The organism is Lysobacter sp. Root690, assembly GCF_001427785.1.
In the GTDB taxonomy this organism is placed as follows: domain Bacteria; phylum Pseudomonadota; class Gammaproteobacteria; order Xanthomonadales; family Xanthomonadaceae; genus Lysobacter.
In genome coordinates this window covers 158,450-178,431 of record NZ_LMHM01000015.1, presented here as the reverse complement: position 1 = coordinate 178,431, position 19,982 = coordinate 158,450, and the positions used below count along the sequence as shown (strand labels likewise).

Here is a 19,982-nt window from a genome sequence, read left to right as displayed (position 1 = left end):
CCGCAACCAATCAACCGGTCAGCGGGGCCGCGCATTATGCAGATCTGAATGGGGCTTGGGAAGAGGTTTCGCGAAAAATGAACAGGGAATTTTTTGCGCCGCATCAAAACCTATGCGGGACGGGGTTCATGGCGGGTTCGCGACCTGGCGGCCCTCACCCCGGCCCTCTCCCGCGGGCGGGAGAGGGAGACAGGCATGTCTCTCTGGCTAAGTGCCGATGCGGTCTTCAGGTGCGCGTGCGCAAGCGCAGCCCGGCTTCCTCACGAATCAGGCCAGGACTCAGGTCAGACCAGGACTCAGGCGGCGACCAGACGCACCCGGGCGAAATTGCGCTTGCCCACCGCCAGCACGCCCTCGAAACCGGGGCCGAACACCTGCTGCGGGTCTTCCACGACGTTGCCGTCGACCTTGACCGCCCGCTCCTTGAGCTTGCGGTTGCCTTCGGCGTTACTGGGGGTCAGGCCCGCGGCCACCAACAAAGCGGCGATCCGCAGCCCCTCGGCCGGCACGGCCACGTCGGTCAACGGCAATGAAGAGATATCGCCCTCGCCGCGCACCGCCGCGTTCCAGCCGGCGACCGCGGTTTCGGCCGCCTGCTCGCCGTGGAAGCGAGCGGCCAGTTCACGCGCCAGGCGCAGCTTGAGGTCGCGCGGGTTGAGCTGGCCGGCCTCGATCTGGGCCTTGAGGCTCGCCGCCTCGGCGATGCCGATCTCGAAGCTCAGCAGGTCGATCCAGCGCCACATCAGTACGTCGTCGATCTTCATGGTCTTGGTGACGATGTCGATCGGCGGCTCGTTGATGCCGATGTAGTTGCCCAGCGACTTGGACATCTTGTTGACGCCGTCCAGGCCCTCCAGCAACGGCATGGTCAGCACGATCTGCGCCGGTTGGCCGTGGTGTTCCTGCAGGCCACGACCCATCAGCAGGTTGAACTTCTGGTCGGTGCCGCCGAGTTCGACGTCGCACTTGAGCGCCACCGAGTCGTAGCCCTGCACCAGCGGATACAGGAATTCATGGATCGCGATCGATTGCTGGGCGGCGTAGCGCTTGGCGAAGTCGTCGCGTTCGAGCATGCGCGCCACGGTGTGCTGGCCGGCCAGGCGGATCATGTCGGCGGCCGACATCTTGCCGAACCACTCGGAGTTGAAGCGCACCTCGGTGCGCTCCTTGTCCAGCACCTTGAACACCTGCTCGGCGTAGGTCTCGGCATTGGCGAGCACGTCCTCGCGGGTCAGCGGCTTGCGGGTGACGTTCTTGCCGCTGGGGTCGCCGATCATTCCGGTGAAGTCGCCGATCAGGAAGATCACCTGATGGCCCAGGTCCTGGAACTGCCGCATCTTGTTCAACAAGACGGTGTGGCCGATGTGCAGGTCCGGCGCGGTCGGGTCGAAGCCGGCCTTGATCCGCAGCGGGCGACCGAGCTTGAGCCGGGCTTCGAGCTCCTCGCGCTTGAGGATTTCGTCGGCGCCGCGGGCGATCAGGTCGAGGGCTTCTTGGGTAGTGGGGGGCACGCTGTTCAAAGGCTGGACTCAAGGACGGTCCGCGAGCGACTTTTTGTTAACGCCGTCACGAATTCAGGTTAAGTGGGGGTTAAACGATTTGGTGCCCGGCGGTGGTGAAAAACCCTATTCAGCTCAAGGGTTTGACGCGTACTGCTCGCGTGTCTATGGTAACGCCGCTACGCGGCCTTCACACCTCGACACGAGGGATCCATCCATGACAGTACCCGAGCAGGCTTCCAGTGTGGTCGCCGAACGACGCGAACGACTGAAAGCCTTGCGTGAAGCCGCGTTGAAACGCCCGGTGTTGGCGCGGCATATCTCCGATGGATTCAACGGCCGCTGGTCGGGCCGGCAGTGGGTGCAGGCCGGCCTGTTCGCCACCCTCGGCATGATGGTCGCCGCGATCGTTCCCGGTTTCAGCCAGTCCACCGCCTCGGTGCGCGCGCACGAGCCGCGTCAGTCGCTGGCGCTGGCGTTGCCGCCGCTGACCCTGGCCCGCCTCAAGGGCGAAACCGGCGACAGCTGGCAGCTGGTCCGGGTCAATCGCGGCCAGACCCTGGGTTCGGTGTTCAAGGACATGGACATTCCGTCCTCGACCATGCGCCAGATTCTCGAGCAGCCCGGCGCGAAAGAAGCGCTGATGCGGATGAAGCCCGGCACCGAGCTCGGCTTCGACATGCCGGTCAACGGCGCGCTGCGCACCTTCCGTTACGACAAGGACGACAGCCACCGGATCGAGCTGAGCCTGACCGGCGACAAGATCACCCAGAAAGTGATCGCGCGTCCGACCGAAACCCGCACCGTGGTGCTCAGCGGCAAGGTCGGCAAGTCCTTGTTCCGTTCGGCGCGCAAGGTCGGCCTGACCTCGGCCAACATCAACACCCTGACCGACGACATCTTCAAGTACGACATCGACTTCAACGAAGACGTCGGCACCAACGACCGTTTCAGCGTGGTGGTCGAACAGACCTGGCGCGAGGGCGAACTGCTCAGCACCGGCCCGATCCTGGCCGCGACCTTCACCAGCGAAGGCAAGCTGCACACCGGTTTCCGCTTCGATCGCAACGGCAAACCCGAGTACTTCACCGGCGACGGCCGGCCGCTGAAGAAGAGCTTCATCCGCATGCCGATCGCGTACGCGCGGCTGACATCGGGCTTCGGCTCGCGCCGGCATCCGGTGCTCGGCAACATCCGCATGCACAAGGGCGTGGACTACGCCGCCGGCACCGGCACGCCGATCATGGCCGCGGGCGACGCGCGCGTGCAGTTCATCGGCTGGAAGGGCGGCTACGGCCGCGCGGTGATTCTCGATCACGGCCGCGGCTACACCACGCTGTACGGCCACATGTCGAACTTCAGCAAGGTCAAGCCGGGGCAGCGCATCGCCCAGGGCACGGTGATCGGCTACGTCGGCAGTTCGGGCCTGGCGACCGGGCCGCACCTGCATTACGAATTCCGCGTCAACGGCGTGCATCGCAATCCGCTGTCGGTGACCATGCCGCCGCCGGAGCCGCTCAGCGGCATGGCGCTGGCGCAGTTCCGCAGCCAGACCAGCGTGGCGCTGGCGCGCATCCGCCAGGTCGAGAACGTGATCTATGCCGACGCCGGCCCGGCCCCGGCGCCCGCGCCGGCGCAGCAGGCGACGCCTTCGATCAAGCAGGTGGCGAAGAAGGTGGCCAAGTCGCGCAGGGCGTAAGTCCGGGCGAGTTGGCTGTCGTATGCGAAAGGCCTCTTCGGAGGCCTTTTTGCTTTTTCGGGATTGCGATTGAGTGGGTGTCCCGCTGCAGGAATGGCGCCCTACTGGATTTCCTTCGGTCACAAGCCGCGACCGCGACATCGCGCTTGCGTCGAATGCGCTATGTCGCGGTCGCGGCTTGCGCCGCTCCTACAGGTAGTATCCAGCGATTCGTTGGCATGCCTTGGGACACTGCGTCGTGGCTGATAACTCTTCGATCCCGGCGGGCACTGGCGCGGGGGAACCTGCTTCAGGCCTTTATCTGGGCCTGATCTCCGGCACCAGCGCCGACGGCATCGACGCCGCGCTGGTGCGGTTCGAACACGGCGCGGCGCCGACGCGCTGCGCGCTGGTGCTCGGCCGCACCTATCCGTGGCAGGAGGCGCTGCGCGAACGCCTGGTCGCGCTCGGCCAGGGCGGCGATGCGCGCTCGCTGGAGGAACTGGGCACGCTCGACATCCAGGTCGCGCAGGCGTTCGCGCAGGCCGCGCTGGCGCTGATCGACGAAGCCGGGGTGGACCCGCGCGCGGTCGCCGCGATCGGTTCGCACGGGCAGACCGTGCGCCATCGCCCGGCGGGGGCGCGGTTCGACGGCCAGCATCCGTTTACCTGGCAGATCGGCGACGGCGCGGTGATCGCCGAACGCACCGGCATCGCCACGGCCGCCGATTTCCGCCGCCGCGATGTCGCCGCCGGTGGTCACGGCGCGCCGCTGATGCCGGCCTTCCATGCCGCGCTGCTGCATTCGCCGGACGAGGATCGCGCCGCGCTGAACCTCGGCGGCATCGCCAATTTCACCCTGTTGCCGGCGCGCGGCGATGTGCGCGGGTTCGACACCGGACCGGCCAATTGCCTGATGGACGCGTGGGCGCTGCGCCATCTGGGCCAGCCCTACGACGCCGACGGCGCGTTCGCGGCCCAGGGCGAGGTCGATCCAACCTTGCTGACGCGGTTGCTCGACGAGCCCTGGTTCGCGCTGCCGCCGCCCAAGAGCACCGGCCGCGAGCAGTTCCATCTGGACTGGGTCGATGCTCGCCTGAGCGGCGGCGAGCGGCCGCAGAACGTGCAGGCGACCTTGCTCGAACTCAGCGCGATCAGTATCACCGACGCGCTGCGCGCGCATCAGCCGGCGACCACGCGGGTGCTGGCCTGCGGCGGCGGGGTGCGCAATGCCGCGCTGCTGGCGCGGCTGGCGGTGCACTTGCCGGGGGCGACGGTGGAGTCGACCGAGGCCTACGGGCTGGATCCGGATTTCGTCGAAGCCATGGGCTTCGCCTGGCTGGCGCGGCAGACCGTGGCCGGTTTGCCGGGAAATCTGCCGAGCGTGACCGGGGCGCGGGGGTTGCGGGTGTTGGGGACGGTGCATCCGGCGGGTTGAGGCGGCGCCTCGGGAGTCGGCGGAAGGCCGCAGTGTTTGCGCCTATGCCGGGAATTGCGTTTTCGACGTATGCGCGGTGGCGCGGTCGCGGCTTGTGACCGAAGGAAATCCAGCAGGACACCACTCCTACAGGGGCTTCGGGTCAGGCCGAGTCGGGGGTGCGCGGGCGAAATTCTTCCAGCAGCTCCAGGCTGCTCAGGTCCGGGCCGGCGCTGCGCGGTTTCGGCGCCTCTTGCGGTTCGGCGCGGCCGATCAGCGAGAAACCGGGATCGCTGGGGATTTCCTGTAATGCCGCGATCGCCTCCTGCAGCGCGTCGGCGTCGTGGTCGTTGAAGCGCCCGACCATCTCGGCCTCGACCACGAACAGCCCGCTTTCGATCAGATGCAGGGCGGTGCGCTGCAGACTCCAGCCACGCGCCTCCGCGACCCGACGCAGGCGGTCGGCCAGGATGGCATCGAGGTTGTGCAGGATGATATCGGTCACTGTCGGGCAAGTTGCCACCGTTCGCGTGTCGTTAGCAACACGAAGTTGGCCGAATCGCGTTCAGGAACACGACTTTGCTTAAACGCACGGGCACCGACGGGGTGCCCGTGCGCGGCTCACGCCGTCTGTGCGCTGATCGGCTCGATCGTCGGCGGCCGTCGTATCGCCAGCACGATGCACAACAAAAGTGCGGGAATGCCGAGCACGGCGGTGCCGACGAAGAACAGCGAATACGCCTCCAGCAGGCTGCGATCGAGCGCGAGATGCTCAACCGCGACGCCCGACAGGCCTTTGAGCACCTTGCCCAGCAAGGCGTAGAACGAGCTGAGCAGCGCGTACTGGGTGGCGGTGTAGCCGATGTTGGTCAGGCTGGACATGTAGCCGACCAGGGCCACGCCGGTGTAGCCGTTGCAGAAGTTGTCGATCACCATCGCCGCGGTGAACACGCCGGTGTCGTTGCCGTGCAGGGCGAGGTAGGCGAAGGCGAGGTTGGAACCCGGGCCGAGCACCGCGCCCGCGATCAGGGTCGGGATGAAGCCGAACCGGACCGCGCTGAGGCCGGCCGCGGCGACGCCGGCGATGGTGGCGATCAGCCCGAACGAGCCGCGCACCTGGCCGACCAGTTCCTTGTCCATGGCCAGATCGGCGTAGAACGGATTGGCCATCGGCCCCATCAGGAAATCCGGCAGCCGGTACAGGCTGATGGTCAGCAGCATCAACAAGGCCCAGCGGCCGTGCTCGCGAAAGAACGCCAGGAACGGGCCGACCAGCGCGTCGAACAGACCGCGCGGAGTGAACAGCGCCGGATGCGGGGTGGCCGCGGCGAGCACGCTGGCGGCCGGTTCGCGCGCCATCAGGGTCGCGAGCACGCCCACGCCCATCAGCGCGGCCATCACGTCGTACGACAACGCCCAGCCGGCGTGCGCGGCGAGGATGAGGATCAGCGAATCGGTGACCAACAGCGCGCCGCGATAGCCCAGGGTCGCGGTCGAGGTCAGCAGCCCTTGCTGCTCCGGGCTGTCCGCGCTCTCGATGCGCCAGGCGTCGATCACGATGTCCTGGGTCGACGACGCGAACGCCACCACGAGCGCCAGCGCGCCGAACACCACCAGTTGATCGATCACCAACCCGCCCAGCAGCAACTGGCCCTGGCGCGGCTCGATCAGCGCCATGCCGATCAGCGCCGCCGCGGCCACGCACTGCGACAACAGCATCCAGCCGCGCCGCCGCCCGAGCCAGCGGCCGAGCACTGGCGCGTCGAGCTTGTCGATCAGCGGCGCCCACAGGAATTTCAGCGAGTACGCCAGCCCGACCCAGGACAGGAAGCCGATCGTCGACAGCTCGATGCCGTTCTCGCGCATCCAGTAACCGAGCGTGTTGCCGACCAGGTAGATCGGGATGCCCGAGCTGAAGCCGAGCAGCAGCATCACCAGCACCTTGGGCTGGCGCAGATTGCTCAACACCCGCCGCCAGCCCGTCGAACGGGGCGGCGCCGGTGCCGGCGCAGGCGCCGACGGATCCGCCGACACCCCGGCCCGGCCGGACTCAGACGTCATAGTCGACGGAGAACGGGGCGTGGTCGGAGAAGCGCGGGTCTTTCAGGATCGAGCAGGCGCGCAGCTTGTCGCGCAGGCCCGGGGTGGCGAGCTGGTAATCGATGCGCCAGCCCACGTCGTTGGCGCGCGCGGCGCCGCGGTTGCTCCACCAGGTGTAGTCCTGGCGGTCGGGATGCAGCGCGCGGTAGGTGTCGACCCAGCCGCTGTCGTCGGCGCACATGCCGTTGAGCCAGTCGCGCTCGGGCGGCAGGCAGCCGGAGTTCTTCTGGTTGCTGGTCCAGTTCTTGATGTCCAGGCGGCTGCGCACGATGTTCCAGTCGCCGCACAGCACGTACTCGCGGCCGCTGGCCAGCCACTGGTCGAGGATGGGCTTGAGCCAGTCCATGACCTCGAACTTGAAGCCCTGGCGCAGCTCGCCCGACGACCCCGACGGGATATAGAACGAGACCACGCTCAGATTGCCGAAACGCGCCTCGATATAGCGACCTTCGTCGTCGAACGGCGCCCAGCCCAGCGCGGTGCGGACCTCGTCGGGCTCGCGCTTGGCGTAGATCGCCACGCCGCTGTAGCCCTTCTTGGTGATCGCGTCGCGGAAGTACGCGCGGTAGCCGTCGGGCAGGAACGCCGGGCCGGTGAGCTGGTGCTCCTGGGCCTTGGTCTCCTGGATGCACAGCACGTCGGCGTTCTGGGTCTTGAACCAGTCGAAGAAGCCCTTGGTCGCTGCAGAGCGCAGGCCGTTGGCGTTGAAACTGATGATGCGCATGCGCGCTCCGGGGCACGAAGTGCGCACGATCATAGCAACGGCCGGGCGCGGGTATCATGCCCGGCATGACCATGGCGACCGACGTTTCCAGCCCAGCCCTGGCGCGCGTGAGCGTGTGCGTGGTCTCGCCGATGCTGGCGCCGGCGGTGCGCGCGCTGCAGGTCGCGCCCGAGCAGCTGCAATATGTCGGCGACACCGCCTATAACCTCGAACAGACCCGCCTGGACCGCCACAGCGAAGCCATGGCGGTTCTGGCCGGCGAACGCGTGGTCGGCTTCTACCGGCTGGACTTCAGCGTCACCGCGATCGCCGGCCGCCCGCTCGGCGAACCCAGCGTGGGCCTGCGCGCTTACGTCATCGACCAGCGCGAACAAGGCCGCGGCTACGGCACCGCGGCCATGCTGGCCTGCGCCGACGACCTGCGCCGCCGCTATCCCGAACGCCGCCTGCTGGCGCTGACGGTGAACGTGCGCAACCGCGCGGCCTACAGCGTCTACCTCAAGGCCGGTTTCTTCGACACCGGCGAGCTGTACCACGGCGGATCGGCCGGCCCGCAGCACCTGATGCTGCTGCGGCTGGCGCCCGCCGTCCCTTCTTCCCCCACTGCCCCGATCCCATGACCGACCATCGCACCCGCTTTCTCCAGCTCGCCCTGCAGGCCGACGCCCTGCGCTTCGGCGAATTCACCCTCAAGTCCGGGCGGGTCAGCCCGTACTTCTTCAATGCCGGCCGGTTCGATTCGGGCGCGGCGCTGGCGGGCTTGGCCAGTTGCTATGCCGACGCGATCGACGCTCACGGCCTCGACTTCGACCTGCTGTTCGGCCCGGCCTACAAGGGCATTCCGCTGGCGACCGCGCTGGGCTGCGAGTACGCGCGCCGCGGCCGCGACCTGCCGCTGGCGTTCAACCGCAAGGAAGCCAAGAGCCACGGCGAGGGCGGCATGCTGATCGGCGCGCCGCTGGCCGGGCGCCGGGTGCTGATCGTCGACGACGTGATCACCGCCGGCACCGCGATCCGCGAAGCGCTGGGGCTGATCGGCGAGGCGGGCGGCACGGTCGCCGGCATCGTCATCGCGCTGGACCGGCAGGAAGCCGTGGACCCTGCACAATCCCGACGCTCGGCGGCAGAAACTGTCGCAATCGAACACGCGCTGCCGGTGATCGCGATCGCCAGCCTCGACGACCTGCTCGGATTCACCGGCGACAGCGCGCAGTTCTCCGACCAGCGCGAGCGCCTGCTCGCCTACCGCGCGGCGTACGGTCGCGGCGACTGATCGCCGCCCAGGCCGGGCCGGCGGGCCGGCCAGCGCGCCGGGCGCGACGAATCGTGATGCGGGCCACGTTCGAAAAGCAGATCATGGCCCGACTCTTGCTTGATGCTTGGTCGACAGATCGCAGCATTCGAAGGCGGAACCGCGACATGAACGCAACCCACTCCCTGATCGCCGGCGCGCTGCTGCTCGCGCTCGCCACCGCGAGCGCGGCTGCCGACCCGAAAACGGCCAGCAAGAAGCTGTACTGCTGGAACGAAGACGGCCGCAAGGTCTGCGGCGATGCCCTGCCCGCCCACGCGGTCGACAGCGCGCGCACCGAGATCAGCGCCAAGAGCGGCCTGGCCACCGCGCGCGTCGACCGGACCCTGACCGGCGAGGAACGCGCCGCGGCCGAACAGGCCGCGCGCGAAGCCCGCAGCGCGGCCCTGGCGGTCGAGGCGGCCAAGCGCCGCGACCGCGCCATGGCCGAGTCGTATGCCACCGAGCAGGACCTGCGCAATTCGTTCCAGGAGCGCATCGTGCTGCTGGACGAGACCGTCAAGGCCTCGCAATTCGGCATCGTCGGCCGCCGCCAGGCCCTGCTGAGCCTGCTGCGCAAGGCCGGCGAAGCCGAGCTCAGCGGCAAGCCGGTCGGCAAGACCCTGGCCGAGAACATCCGCGGCCAGCACGACGAGCTGCTGCACCAGCAGGACGTGCTCAAGCAGCAAGTGCTCGAACGCAGCCTGGCCGACCAAGACCTGACCGCGGCGCTGGAGCGTTATCACGCGCTGAAATCGCGAGCGCCTGGCGGCGGTTGATCGCCGATCCCGGATAGGCCGCGACCGGCCTGGACCGCGGGCGCAGCATGCACAACGCCGCGGATTACCGCGGCGTTGTTGTTTCCGGACCGAGCGTGCTCCCGCGCTAGCCGTAGAAAGGCGCAGGCCTTGGGACGCCGCTCCTACAGCGACATATGCCACGGACAAGCTCCTGTAGGAGCGGCGTGAGCCGCGACCGCGCAAACCGCCGATAGCGGCGCGGGTATCGAGGTGTCGCGGTCGCAGCTTGCGCAGCTCCTACAGTCGGGAACTCACTGGCGACGTTCATGTAAGACGGCGTAACCACCATCAAGCGCACAGTGGAAGCCCAATCACGAGGCGCGAGGAACACGGAGCGCAGCGATGTGCGCCACGGACAAGCCCCTGTAGGAGCGGCGCGAGCCGCGACCGCGCAAGCTGCCGATAGCGGCGCGGGTATCGAGGTGTCGTGATCGCGGCTCGCGCCGCTCCTACAGTCGGGAACTCACTGGCGAGGCTCCGGTAAGAACGACGTAAGCCATCACCAAACACGCCAGCGCACGCCGATCGCTTGCGAATCGAGAGGTTTTCCAAGCACCCCAACGCAAAACGCCGCGGCTCAGAGCCGCGGCGTCTTGGTTTTCCGACGATCCGGACCGCATGACGATCCGGCCGCACTCAGAACGGCAGCTTCAGATCCGGCTTGATCGCGTGCAACTGGGCGCGGAACGCGCTCTGGATGCGCGCCATCGCTTCGTGGCTGTCGGCGTCGAAGCGCATGACCAGGATCGGGGTGGTGTTGGAGGCGCGCACCAGGCCCCAGCCGTCCGGGTAATCCACGCGCAGGCCGTCGATGGTCGACAGACGCGCGCCCTCGAACGAGGCCTCGTTGCGGAAGCGCTCGACGAAGCTGTGCGGGTCGCCGTCGGGCGCGTCGACCTTGATCTCCGGGGTCGAGATGCCGTTGGGCAGCGCATTGAGCGTTTCGGTCGCGGTCTGCGGCTGCGCGGCGAGGATCTCGAGCAGGCGCGCGGCCGAGTAGATGCCGTCGTCGAAGCCGTACCAGCGTTCCTTGAAGAAGAAGTGGCCGCTCATCTCGCCGGCCAGCTCGGCGTCGGTTTCGCGCATCTTGGCCTTGATCAGCGAATGCCCGGTCTTCCACATCAGCGGGCTGCCGCCGTGGCGCAGAATGTGCCCCGGCAGGCGGCCGGTGCACTTCACGTCGTAGATGATCATCGCGCCCGGGTTGCGTTCGAGCACGTCGGCGGCGAACAGCATCAGCAAACGGTCGGGGAAGATGTTCTGGCCGTCGCGGGTGATCACGCCCAGGCGATCGCCGTCGCCGTCGAAGGCCACGCCGAGGTCGGCGTCCAGGCGCGCGACCATCTTGATCAGGTCGACCAGATTGTGCGGCTCGCTCGGATCGGGGTGATGGTTGGGGAATTCGCCGTCGATTTCGCAATACAGCGGAGTCACCTCGGCGCCGATCGCCGCCAGCACGCGCGGGCCGATGTCGCCGGCCACGCCATTGCCGGCATCGACCACCACCTTGAGCGGGCGGTCGATCTGGATGTCGGAAGCGATGCGCTGGACGTAGTCCTCGGAGATGTCGCGCTGGGTCAGCGTGCCCGGCTCGGCCGCGGTGTGCAGGCGGCCGCCGACGATGCGCTGGAACAGATCGGTGACGGCCGCGCCCGACAGGGTCTCGCCGCCGACCACGATCTTGAAGCCGTTGTAGTCCGGCGGGTTGTGGCTGCCGGTGACCGACACGCACGAGCCCGCGCGCAGGTGGTACGCGCCGAAGTAGATCACCGGGGTCGGCGCCATGCCGATGTCGATCACGTTGCGGCCGGCCTTGCGCAGGCCGGCGATCAGGCCCTCGATCATGGCCGGACCGGACAGGCGGCCGTCGCGGCCCACCACTATCTCGGTCAAGCCCTGGTCGTGCATGACCGAGCCGATCGAGTGGCCGATGAGTTCGGCGATGCCCGGGTCGAGGGTCTGCCCGACCACGCCGCGAATGTCGTAGGCGCGGAAGATGCCGCCGTCGATGGAGACTGCGCGGGGCGCAGCGGTGGAGTTTTCAGTCACGTTTCCTGCCAAAAGATCCAGCGGTGAGGCGCTCATGGTTTCAGCCAGCGTCTGAACCGGGCCTTCATCCTCGACCGGCGCGGCCGCGCGGCCCATGCGCTGACGCACCCGGATCAGCACGAACGCGAGCAGGGCCAGCACCACCGCGGCGATGAAGCACGGCAACGCGCCCAGGCCGAGCGGGCCGCCGGCGATATCCGGCACCGCCGCGGCCACGCGCAGGTCGCTGCCGGGAATCTTCGCCGCCATCGCTTCGGCGCCGTTGCCCAGCGCGGTGTCACCGCGCTCGATCACGCTGAAACCGCCCTGGCGCAGGGCCAGGTAGCTGCTGCCGTCGACGTCGGCCTTCTCGATGCCGTCGCTGATGCGCTGCAGCGGCAGTTGCACATAAGCCACCGCGACCAATTGCTCGCCCACGCGCGCCGGCGCGGCCAGCGCCAGCACCGGCTTGCCGGCTTCGCGCACGATCGCCGCCATCGGCTTGTCGGCGACGATCGCCGCTTCCATCGCCCCGAGCCGGCCGTAGCCGCCCTTGGGCAGTTGCGCGTAATCGCTGGCCAGATCGATCGGCAGCACCACCACGGCCTTGGCGCCGGGCCAGTTCTTGGTCAGCGCGGCGGCCGCGGCCGGGTAGTCGCCGGCCTGCAGCGCGGCCTGGGTTTCGGCCGCGTCGAGGCGGTCGCGCAGGCGCTTGTGCTCCACCCCGAGCGCATCGTGCGCGGCGGCGACGGCGTTATCGCGGACGCGGCTGAGGTCGCTGCGGCGCGAGGAATCCAGATGCTGCTGCACGCCGGCCCAGCCCAACCACAGCGCCAGCAGCGCGCACAGCACCGCCAGGGGCAACAGCACCGGCTTGAGTTGCGCCGCCGATACCTGCGGCTTTTCTAACTTGATATCCACCATTGCCAGAGCCCCTTCCCCAATTCGATACGTGCATCGCCGACGCTTGCCATCAAGCCGACACGATCCGCGGCGCCCAGTCTGCACTGTAAGACGTCCGCGGTTTCGTCGACTGCGCCTCGCCGCGCGGATTGTGCGTGGCGACTTCGCGGCCGTGCGCGTGGAGTCCGCTGATGATTCGCGCCGACGATTCCCGGTGATTACCTAGCACGATGCGTGCCAGGGTCACCTCGATTACGCCTTCAACGCAGGCCGGTGTGTCCGAAACCGCCGTCGCCGCGGTGGCTGGCTTCGAATTCATCGACCACCTGCAAGCTCGCGCGCACGATCGGCAGCACCACCAGTTGGGCGATGCGGTCGCCGGGCTGGATCGTGAATGCCTCGCGGCCGCGATTCCACAGGCTGATCAACAGCGGGCCCTGGTAGTCGGCATCGATCAGGCCGGTGCCGTTGCCGAGCACGATGCCGTGTTTGTGGCCCAGGCCCGAGCGCGGCAGGATCACCGCGCACAGGGTCGGGTCGCCGAGATGAATCGCCAGCCCCGACGGCACCAACGCCGCGTCGCCCGGATGCAGCGCCAGCGACTGATCGAGCGCCGCGCGCAGGTCCAGCCCGGCGCTGGCTTCGGTGGCGTAGGCCGGCAGCGGCCATTCGCCGCCGTAGCGGCTGTCGAGGAGTTTGAGTTGCAGGCTGTGGTTCATCAGATCGAAGCGTCCGGACGAAAGAAAGAGAAGCGAGCCGGTCGCGAGCGGATCGGCGCGGATCGTCCGCGCCGCGGCCATCACCGGCCGATCGCCGCGCCGGTTCAGCGCGGTGAGGCGAGGTCCTGCGCGACCACCAATTGCCTGAGTTCGGCTTCGCCGGCGGAAAACCGGTTCATGTCGTACACCAGATAGACCGAGCCGCGGTTCGGCACGCTCTCGAAGCCGATCGCCGGCAGCACCTGGTCGTGCCGGTCGAGCGCGCGCACCAGCCGGTGGCAATAGGTCTTGGCCGGGCCCTTGAGTCCATGCACCGCGGCGTAGCCGTCGCGCAGGACCGCATGGACCGCGTCGAGCACGTTGTCGGTGGTGCTGAAAATCGTCATGGCCGCCTGCTTTTATGGGAGTGCACGTCGCTCAGGCCGGCCAACGGGTGAGGATCAGATCGAGCAATTGATCGGCCAACTGGGTCTTGGGCGCCGGGCCGAGCGCGAGCGCGCCGTCGGCCCAGTACACGGTCAGCGCGTTGTCGTCGCTCTCGAAGCCGCTGCCGGCGACGCCGACGCGGTTGGCGGCGATCATGTCGACCCGCTTCTTTTCCAGTTTGCCGCGCGCGTAGAACTCGACGTCGTGGGTCTCGGCGGCGAAACCGACCACCAGGGTCGGACGCTGCGCATGCACGGCGACTTCGGCCAGGATGTCGGGCGTGCGCACCAGTTCCAGGGTGAGCTGCTCGTCCTTCTTCTTGATCTTGCCCGGCGCGACCTGCGCCGGCGCGTAGTCGGCGACCGCGGCCGCGCCGATGTAGGCGTCGGCCGGCAGCGCGGCGATCACCGCCTCGCGCATCTGCCGCGCCGAACGCACGTCGATCCGCTCGACCCCGGCCGGGGTCGGCAGCGACACCGGCCCGGCGACCAGCACCACCTGCGCGCCGCGCCGCGCCGCGGCTTCGGCGATCGCGAAACCCATCTTGCCGCTGCTGCGGTTGCCGATGAAACGCACCGGGTCGATGTCTTCGAAGGTCGGGCCGGCGCTGACCACGATCCGGCGGCCGGACAGGCTGGCCGCGCTCATGCCGGCGCTCCGGCGAGCGCGGTCACGATTTCGTGCGGTTCCAGCAGGCGTCCCGGACCGGATTCGGGTTCGGCCATGCGGCCTTCGGCCGGACCGAGAAAGCGCACGCCGCGGCTGCGCAGGGTGGCGACATTGGCCTGGGTGGCCGGATGGCCCCACATGCGGTGATTCATCGCCGGGGCCACCGTCACCGGCGCCTCCGAGGCCAGGCACAGGGTGCTGATCAGGTCGTCGGCGAAGCCGTGGGCGAGCTTGGCGATCATGTCGGCGGTGGCCGGCGCGATCACGATCCGCTGCGCCCAGCGCGCCAGTTCGATATGGCCCATCGCCAGCTCGGCCGCGTCGTCCCACAGCGAGGTCCGCACCGGATGGCCGGACAAGGCCTGGAAGGTCGCGGTGCCGACGAAGCGGGTCGCGTTTTCGGTCATCGCCACGCGCACCTGCGCGCCGGCGTCCTGCAGTCGCCGGACCAGATCGGCGGCCTTGTACGCGGCGATGCCGCCGCAGACGCACAGCAGGATGCGCTGGTCGCGCAGCGGCGGGTTGGGATCATGCGGGATGGGATCGGGCGCCATGGTCGGCCGGTGCTTCTCGGTGATTCTCGGTGCGGTCGTTGCAGGATGTGCGCGTTCCGTCGGCACGTTCCGACGCGACGCGTGACGCGCTCGCGACGGCGGCCGGCAAATCCCTACACCCGCTCGGGCCTCTAGCTTACCCGATGGCCCTGTCCGCCCCGATGCCGGCCTCCGCGACCGGGCTTGCACGATGCGGCCATGAGAATCCACGAATGGCCCAGCGCGGAACGGCCGCGCGAAAAACTCCTCGCCCACGGCGCCGGCTCGCTGTCGGACGCCGAACTGCTGGCGCTGATCCTCGGCTCGGGCCTGCGCGGCTTCGACGCGGTCGGCACCGCGCGCCAGCTGCTGACCGAGCACGGCCCGCTGCGCGACCTGCTGGAACAGCCCCCGGCCAAGCTGATGCGCATGCGCGGGATCGGCTCGGCCCGCGCCTGCACCCTCAAATCGGCGCTGGAACTGGCCGCGCGCTGTATGCGCGCCGACCTGGAACGCGGCGCCGCGCTGACCGACCCCGATTCGGCCGGGCGCTACTTCGCCCAGCACCTGCGCGGCCGCCCGCAGGAAGTGTTCGCGGTGCTGTACCTCAACAGCCGCCACAACGTGATCGGCTTCGAGGAGCTGTTCCACGGCACCATCAACGGCGCCGAGGTCCACCCGCGCGAGGTCGCGCGCCGCGCCCTGCAGCGCAACGCCGCGGCGGTGATCGTCGGCCACAACCACCCCAGCGGCAACGCCGAACCCAGCCAGGACGACCGCAACGTGACGATCCGGCTCAAGCAGGCCCTGGCCCTGATCGACATCCGCCTGCTCGATCATTTCGTGGTCGGCGACGGGCCGCCGGTGTCGATGGCCGCGCGCGGCTGGGTGTGAGGGCCAGGAACGAGTTCAGAGGAGTGAGAAGTGAGTAAAAGCACCAGGGCCGGGCATTTACTCACTCCTCACTCCTCTGAACTCACTTCTGCTCTAAAATCCCGGGTCCCGTAGCACCCTGCGAATCGCGAATTCCCCTGTGAAAGCCACTCTCCATGCGCTCGTCGCGCAGGCCATCGACGCCCTGCGCGCCGCCGGCACCCTGCCGGCCGACCTGTCCACGCCCGATTTCGTGATCGAGCGTCCCAAGAGCCGCGCCCAGGGCGATTTCTCGACCAACGCCGCGATGCTGCTGGCCAAGCCGGCGCGCAGCAATCCGCGCGAGATGGCGCAGAAACTGCTCGACGCGTTGCCGGTCAACACCGACATCGCCCAGGTCGAGATCGCTGGCCCGGGCTTCATCAACTTCCACGTCGACGAAGCCGCCTGGCGCCGCCAGATCGGCGAAGTATTCGCCCAGGGCGCCAACTACGGCCGCAACACCAGCGGCGCCGGCCATCGCGCCGGGGTCGAATACGTGTCGGCCAATCCGACCGGCCCGCTGCACGTCGGCCACGGCCGCGCGGCGGTGATCGGCGACTGCATCGCGCGCGTGCTCGACGCCAACGGCTGGGACGTCACCCGCGAGTTCTACTACAACGACGCCGGCGTGCAGATCAACAACCTGGCCATCTCGACCCAGTTGCGCGCGCGCGGCCTCGCGCCGGGCGACGAAGGCTGGCCGGACAACGCCTACAACGGCGATTACATCGGCGACGTCGCCCGCGCCTATCTCGACGGCGCCACGGTCGAATTCGAAAACCACCGCGTCACCGGCAAGGGCGACATCGACGACCTCGATGCGATCCGCCAGTTCGCCGTCGCTTACCTGCGCCGCGAACAGAACGCCGATCTGGCGGCCTATGGCGTCAGCTTCGATGTCTACTTCCTGGAAAGCTCGCTGTACGAGCAGGACAAGGTCGAGGAGACCGTGCGCGAACTGGTCGCCCACGGCCACACCTACGAAGAAGGCGGCGCGCTGTGGCTGCGCAGCACCGATTTCGGCGACGACAAAGACCGGGTGATGCGCAAGTCCGACGGCACCTACACCTATTTCGTGCCCGATGTCGCCTATCACCTGAGCAAGTGGCAGCGCGGTTACGAACGCGCGATCACCGAGCTGGGTTCGGATCACCACGGCTCGCTCGCGCGCGTGCGCGCCGGCCTGCAGGCCTTGGACGTCGGCATCCCGCAAGGCTGGCCCGAGTACGTGCTGCACCAGATGGTCACAGTGATGCGCGGCGGCGAGGAAGTGAAGCTGTCCAAGCGCGCCGGCAGCTACCTGACCCTGCGCGACCTGATCGACGAAGTCGGCCGCGACGCGGTGCGCTGGTTCCTGGTCGCGCGCAAGCCCGATTCGCAGCTGACCTTCGACATCGACCTGGCGCGCTCGCAGTCGCTCGACAATCCGGTCTACTACGTGCAGGTCTCGCACGCGCGCATGTGCGGCCTGATGCGCCAGCTGGCCGAGCGCGGCCTGTCCTACGACCCGGCCCACGGCCTGGCCCAGGCGCTGGACCTGAACGACGCCGCGGCACACGAGTTGATCGTGACCCTGCTGCGCTATCCGGACGTGGTGGCGGTGGCCGGACGCGACCTGGAACCGCACCAGATCGCCGGTTTTCTGCTCGAGTTGGCGCAGACCTTCCAGACGTATTACAACGATCACCAGTTCCTGGTCGACGACGCCAACCAGCGCCACGCGCGCCTGGTGCTGGCGATGGCGACCCGCCAGGTGCTCGCGAACGGTCTGGCGCTATTGGGGATCGACGCCCCGGAGGTGATGTAAGTGGCAGCACGACGCGGTAAATCGCAGGCCAAGCGCAACAATCAGAACAACGACAGCCTGCCCGGTTGGGCCTGGGGCGTGCTCGGCCTGTTGCTGGGCGTGGTGGTGATCCTGGTCGCCCCGAAGTTCCTCAAGGCCGATGGCGGCGACGGTTTCTTCCGTCCGCAGCCCAATCCCGACGCGCAGCCCGCCGCGGTCACCGCCGACGAAGAATCGGTCGCGCCCGAGGGCAACAACGCCGCCGCCAAGCCCGCGTCCAAGACCGACGGCAAGAACGGCAAGCCCGACAAGGGCGACAAGGAAGGCTCCGGCTACGACTTCTACACCCTGCTGCCGGGCAAGGAAGTCGAGATGAGCGACGCCGAACTCGCCGCCACCGAGGCAGCCGAGGAGCAGCGTCGCGCCGCGCAGCAGCGCAAGAATCCGCAGCCGGCCGCCGTGGCCGCCACGCCCGCCACCAACACGGCCGCGGCGACTCCGGTCGCCACCGCGCCGGCCACCGCCAGCCTGCCCAAGCCGGTCGACACCATCGCCCCGCCGCCGTCGCAACCGACCGCGGCGGCGACCCAGGTCGCCAGCGCGACCCCGCCGGCCAGCGTGACCCCGAAGCCGCCGACCGTCGCCGCGACCCAAGGCCCGGCCGCGGCCGCCGCGGCGAACGACAACACCCGCTACCTGCTCCAGGCCGGCGCGTTCCAGGCCTCGGGCCAGGCCGAGGAAATGAAGGCCAAGATCGCGATGCTCGGCCTGGGCGCGCGGGTCGAATCGGCGCAGATCAGCGGCAAGACGGTGTACCGCGTGCGCATGGGGCCGTACGGCACCGCCGGCGACCTCGCCGACGCCAAGCGCAAGCTTGCCGACAGCGGCTTGCCGGGCATGGCGATCAAAGTCCAGTAAGCCGCCGCGCGCGGCGTCTGGATGTCATCAAAAACGCCGGGCCATGCGCCCGGCTTTTTGTTGCGTGGCGATCGGTGGCGATGGCGACGGCACGATGGCGTCCGGCGCGACCGCGCGCGAAGGTTTGCAATCGCGATCAGGATGCGGCGGCGGCGACCATCGCCATCGATACCTCGCCGTGCCAGCGTCCAGCAATGTGCCCGTTCGGCATGCGCATAAATACCGCGCCTCCGCGTTCATCCACCGCGTGCGTGCCCAGCGGCGGGCCGTCTCAAAAATCGTCGATTCGAGACCCACGATGGCCGCGCAGAACGCAACCCATACGCCCGATTGCGCGCAACCGCGCGTCGGCTCAGCGCTGCCTTCCGGTCGGCTCGGCGACGACAGCGCGACGCCGGTCACCCTGCATCGCGCGCGCGGCGAAGTAGACTGCGGCGGCAAATGAAGTCGTTGGGGAACGGATGGACAAGCGCATTCTTCTGGGCTGCCTGAGCGCGGCGGGCATGTTGTTGCTGTTCGGCATCTTCACCAAATACCTCGGCCTGGATTCGCGCCAGGCCATCCAGACCGGCCTGGGGGCGATCCCCCTGATCGACGTATTCGCCGCCCTGATCGCGATGGGCATCGGCGGCGCGATCGCGCGCCACGCGCATTTCCGTTGGGTCGCGCTGCTGCTGATGGTGGCGATGTGGAGCCTGACCTTGTTCACGATCGTGTCGATGGCGATGCCCGACAGCCCGTTGCCGATGCGCACGATGGCGGGCGCATTGCGCTACAACGCGCTGGCGATCGTGTTGAGCCTATCGGCGGCGTTCGGCGGTGCTTTGCTGGGGGAGCGGATCATGCGACGCGGCAAGGGGTTCGCTGTTCGCTGATCGGCGGGTTTCCGCCGGGCTTGCACGGCGTGGAAGTTTTTGAAGCGCGGCAGCTCGGCGCTTCTGGACCCGTGACAGTCAACCGACTATTGCGCCTGAAACGATAAGGCAGGGCTCGGTTGGCCATCGCACCAACCAAATCTCCCCTAGGTCGCACCCTTAGATTCTCACTACCGATCATGCGACCGCGCGGTCCGGCCGCCGCCCCTGCAGGAGCGGCGCAAGCCGCGACCGCGCCACCGCGACAATTTCGGAACCCGCGGCGTAGCCGTATTTCGCGGTCGCGGCTCGCGCCGCTCCTACAGGCAGGCCATGCGGTTTTTTGCTCCGGCCTGAAGCCGCGCAGTTCATCCAGCGTCGCGGCGCTCGTAACTCGCGTTAGCAAAAACAGATCCGGCCTGCGGCATGCAAGGCGCGCACTCTATGCGCCATCGGAACATGGAAGGCCCGGGTGGCGCACACCTGCGTCTACGTCGCATCCTTAAATTTTTATTGCCGCGAATGATGATGCACGCCTGGCGCGCGATCCGCCGCAGCCCCTGTAGGAGCGGCGCAAGCCGCGACCGCGCCATAGCGACAATTTCGGAACCCACCCCGTAGCCGTATTTCGCTGTCGCGGTTCGCGCCGCTCCTACAGGGAGGTGATGCAGCTTTTGCTTGGGCCTGAAGCCACGCAGTTCATCCAGCGCTGCGAGGCTTGT

17 protein-coding genes and 1 pseudogene are annotated in these 19,982 nt (G+C 68.3%); 10 read left to right on the top strand and 8 right to left on the bottom strand.

Going from position 1 to position 19,982, the window contains the following annotated elements; translation table 11 throughout:
* Nucleotides 1-296: 296 nt before the first annotated feature.
* On the bottom strand, nucleotides 297-1,511 hold the full coding sequence (gene tyrS, locus ASD86_RS17825) for a tyrosine--tRNA ligase (RefSeq protein ID WP_056113653.1): 1,215 nt from the start codon (nucleotides 1,509-1,511) through the stop codon (nucleotides 297-299).
* A 205-nt stretch (nucleotides 1,512-1,716) separates the two neighbouring features.
* On the opposite strand from tyrS, the gene ASD86_RS17820 reads away from it, so the two are divergent.
* Both ASD86_RS17820 and ASD86_RS17815 read left to right on the top strand, forming a co-directional pair.
* A complete protein-coding gene (locus tag ASD86_RS17820; protein ID WP_056113602.1) occupies nucleotides 1,717-3,198 on the top strand; it encodes a M23 family metallopeptidase in 1,482 nt (493 codons plus the stop codon).
* 238 nt (nucleotides 3,199-3,436) lie between these two features.
* The gene (locus ASD86_RS17815; protein WP_235567801.1) at nucleotides 3,437-4,615 is read left to right on the top strand and encodes an anhydro-N-acetylmuramic acid kinase; all 1,179 of its coding nucleotides are present in this window, start codon (nucleotides 3,437-3,439) and stop codon (nucleotides 4,613-4,615) included.
* A gap of 142 nt (nucleotides 4,616-4,757) precedes the next feature.
* Here the strand turns inward: ASD86_RS17815 and ASD86_RS17810 are convergent, their stop codons facing one another.
* The 3 genes from ASD86_RS17810 to ASD86_RS17800 all read right to left on the bottom strand — a co-directional run bounded on the left by ASD86_RS17810 (nucleotide 4,758) and on the right by ASD86_RS17800 (nucleotide 7,418).
* Entirely contained in the window at nucleotides 4,758-5,099 is a 342-nt protein-coding gene (locus ASD86_RS17810) for a hypothetical protein (RefSeq protein ID WP_235567800.1), read from the bottom strand.
* A gap of 116 nt (nucleotides 5,100-5,215) precedes the next feature.
* The gene (locus tag ASD86_RS17805) at nucleotides 5,216-6,562 is read right to left on the bottom strand and encodes an MFS transporter (RefSeq protein WP_056113599.1); all 1,347 of its coding nucleotides are present in this window, start codon (nucleotides 6,560-6,562) and stop codon (nucleotides 5,216-5,218) included.
* An 82-nt stretch (nucleotides 6,563-6,644) separates the two neighbouring features.
* On the bottom strand, nucleotides 6,645-7,418 hold the full coding sequence (locus ASD86_RS17800) for an exodeoxyribonuclease III (RefSeq protein ID WP_056113597.1): 774 nt from the start codon (nucleotides 7,416-7,418) through the stop codon (nucleotides 6,645-6,647).
* Nucleotides 7,419-7,474: 56 nt separating this feature from the next.
* Here ASD86_RS17800 and ASD86_RS17795 point away from each other — a divergent pair, with 56 nt between their 5' ends.
* From ASD86_RS17795 to ASD86_RS17785, 3 genes are all read left to right on the top strand, one after another.
* Complete coding sequence (locus ASD86_RS17795) at nucleotides 7,475-8,038, top strand: GNAT family N-acetyltransferase (RefSeq protein WP_056113594.1); 564 nt, start codon at nucleotides 7,475-7,477, stop codon at nucleotides 8,036-8,038.
* Nucleotides 8,035-8,691: an orotate phosphoribosyltransferase gene (pyrE, locus tag ASD86_RS17790; protein WP_056113591.1), complete on the top strand. Its 657-nt coding sequence runs from the start codon at nucleotides 8,035-8,037 to the stop codon at nucleotides 8,689-8,691. The genes ASD86_RS17795 and pyrE overlap by 4 nt, the downstream gene beginning before the upstream one ends.
* Nucleotides 8,692-8,837: 146 nt before the next feature.
* Entirely contained in the window at nucleotides 8,838-9,488 is a 651-nt protein-coding gene (locus ASD86_RS17785) for a hypothetical protein (protein WP_056113588.1), read from the top strand.
* A 657-nt stretch (nucleotides 9,489-10,145) separates the two neighbouring features.
* Here ASD86_RS17785 and ASD86_RS17780 read toward each other — a convergent pair.
* From ASD86_RS17780 to coaBC, 4 genes and pseudogenes are all read right to left on the bottom strand, one after another.
* Complete coding sequence (locus tag ASD86_RS17780; RefSeq protein ID WP_082578462.1) at nucleotides 10,146-12,461, bottom strand: phosphomannomutase/phosphoglucomutase; 2,316 nt, start codon at nucleotides 12,459-12,461, stop codon at nucleotides 10,146-10,148.
* A gap of 239 nt (nucleotides 12,462-12,700) precedes the next feature.
* Nucleotides 12,701-13,159, bottom strand: coding sequence for a dUTP diphosphatase (gene dut / locus ASD86_RS17775; protein WP_056113643.1), 459 nt, complete (start codon nucleotides 13,157-13,159; stop codon nucleotides 12,701-12,703).
* Nucleotides 13,160-13,263: 104 nt separating this feature from the next.
* On the bottom strand, nucleotides 13,264-13,545 hold the full coding sequence (locus ASD86_RS17770) for a hypothetical protein (protein WP_036115307.1): 282 nt from the start codon (nucleotides 13,543-13,545) through the stop codon (nucleotides 13,264-13,266).
* Nucleotides 13,546-13,576: 31 nt separating this feature from the next.
* Nucleotides 13,577-14,808 (bottom strand): annotated as a pseudogene (gene coaBC / locus ASD86_RS17765) (bifunctional phosphopantothenoylcysteine decarboxylase/phosphopantothenate--cysteine ligase CoaBC).
* A gap of 198 nt (nucleotides 14,809-15,006) precedes the next feature.
* On the opposite strand from coaBC, the gene radC reads away from it, so the two are divergent.
* The 5 genes from radC (at nucleotide 15,007) to ASD86_RS17740 (ending at nucleotide 19,281) form a co-directional block, all read left to right on the top strand.
* Nucleotides 15,007-15,681, top strand: coding sequence for a DNA repair protein RadC (radC, locus tag ASD86_RS17760; RefSeq protein ID WP_056113585.1), 675 nt, complete (start codon nucleotides 15,007-15,009; stop codon nucleotides 15,679-15,681).
* A 139-nt stretch (nucleotides 15,682-15,820) separates the two neighbouring features.
* On the top strand, nucleotides 15,821-17,509 hold the full coding sequence (gene argS / locus ASD86_RS17755) for an arginine--tRNA ligase (RefSeq protein WP_056113581.1): 1,689 nt from the start codon (nucleotides 15,821-15,823) through the stop codon (nucleotides 17,507-17,509).
* Nucleotides 17,510-18,406 carry an SPOR domain-containing protein gene (locus tag ASD86_RS17750; protein ID WP_056113578.1) on the top strand — a complete coding sequence of 299 codons (897 nt, stop codon included), beginning with the start codon at nucleotides 17,510-17,512 and terminating at the stop codon, nucleotides 18,404-18,406. It abuts the gene before it with no gap.
* A gap of 43 nt (nucleotides 18,407-18,449) precedes the next feature.
* Nucleotides 18,450-18,851 (top strand): hypothetical protein, encoded by a 402-nt coding sequence (locus tag ASD86_RS17745; protein WP_157476800.1) that lies wholly within the window; start codon nucleotides 18,450-18,452, stop codon nucleotides 18,849-18,851.
* A 16-nt stretch (nucleotides 18,852-18,867) separates the two neighbouring features.
* On the top strand, nucleotides 18,868-19,281 hold the full coding sequence (locus tag ASD86_RS17740) for a hypothetical protein (RefSeq protein WP_056113572.1): 414 nt from the start codon (nucleotides 18,868-18,870) through the stop codon (nucleotides 19,279-19,281).
* Nucleotides 19,282-19,982 lie beyond the last annotated feature (701 nt).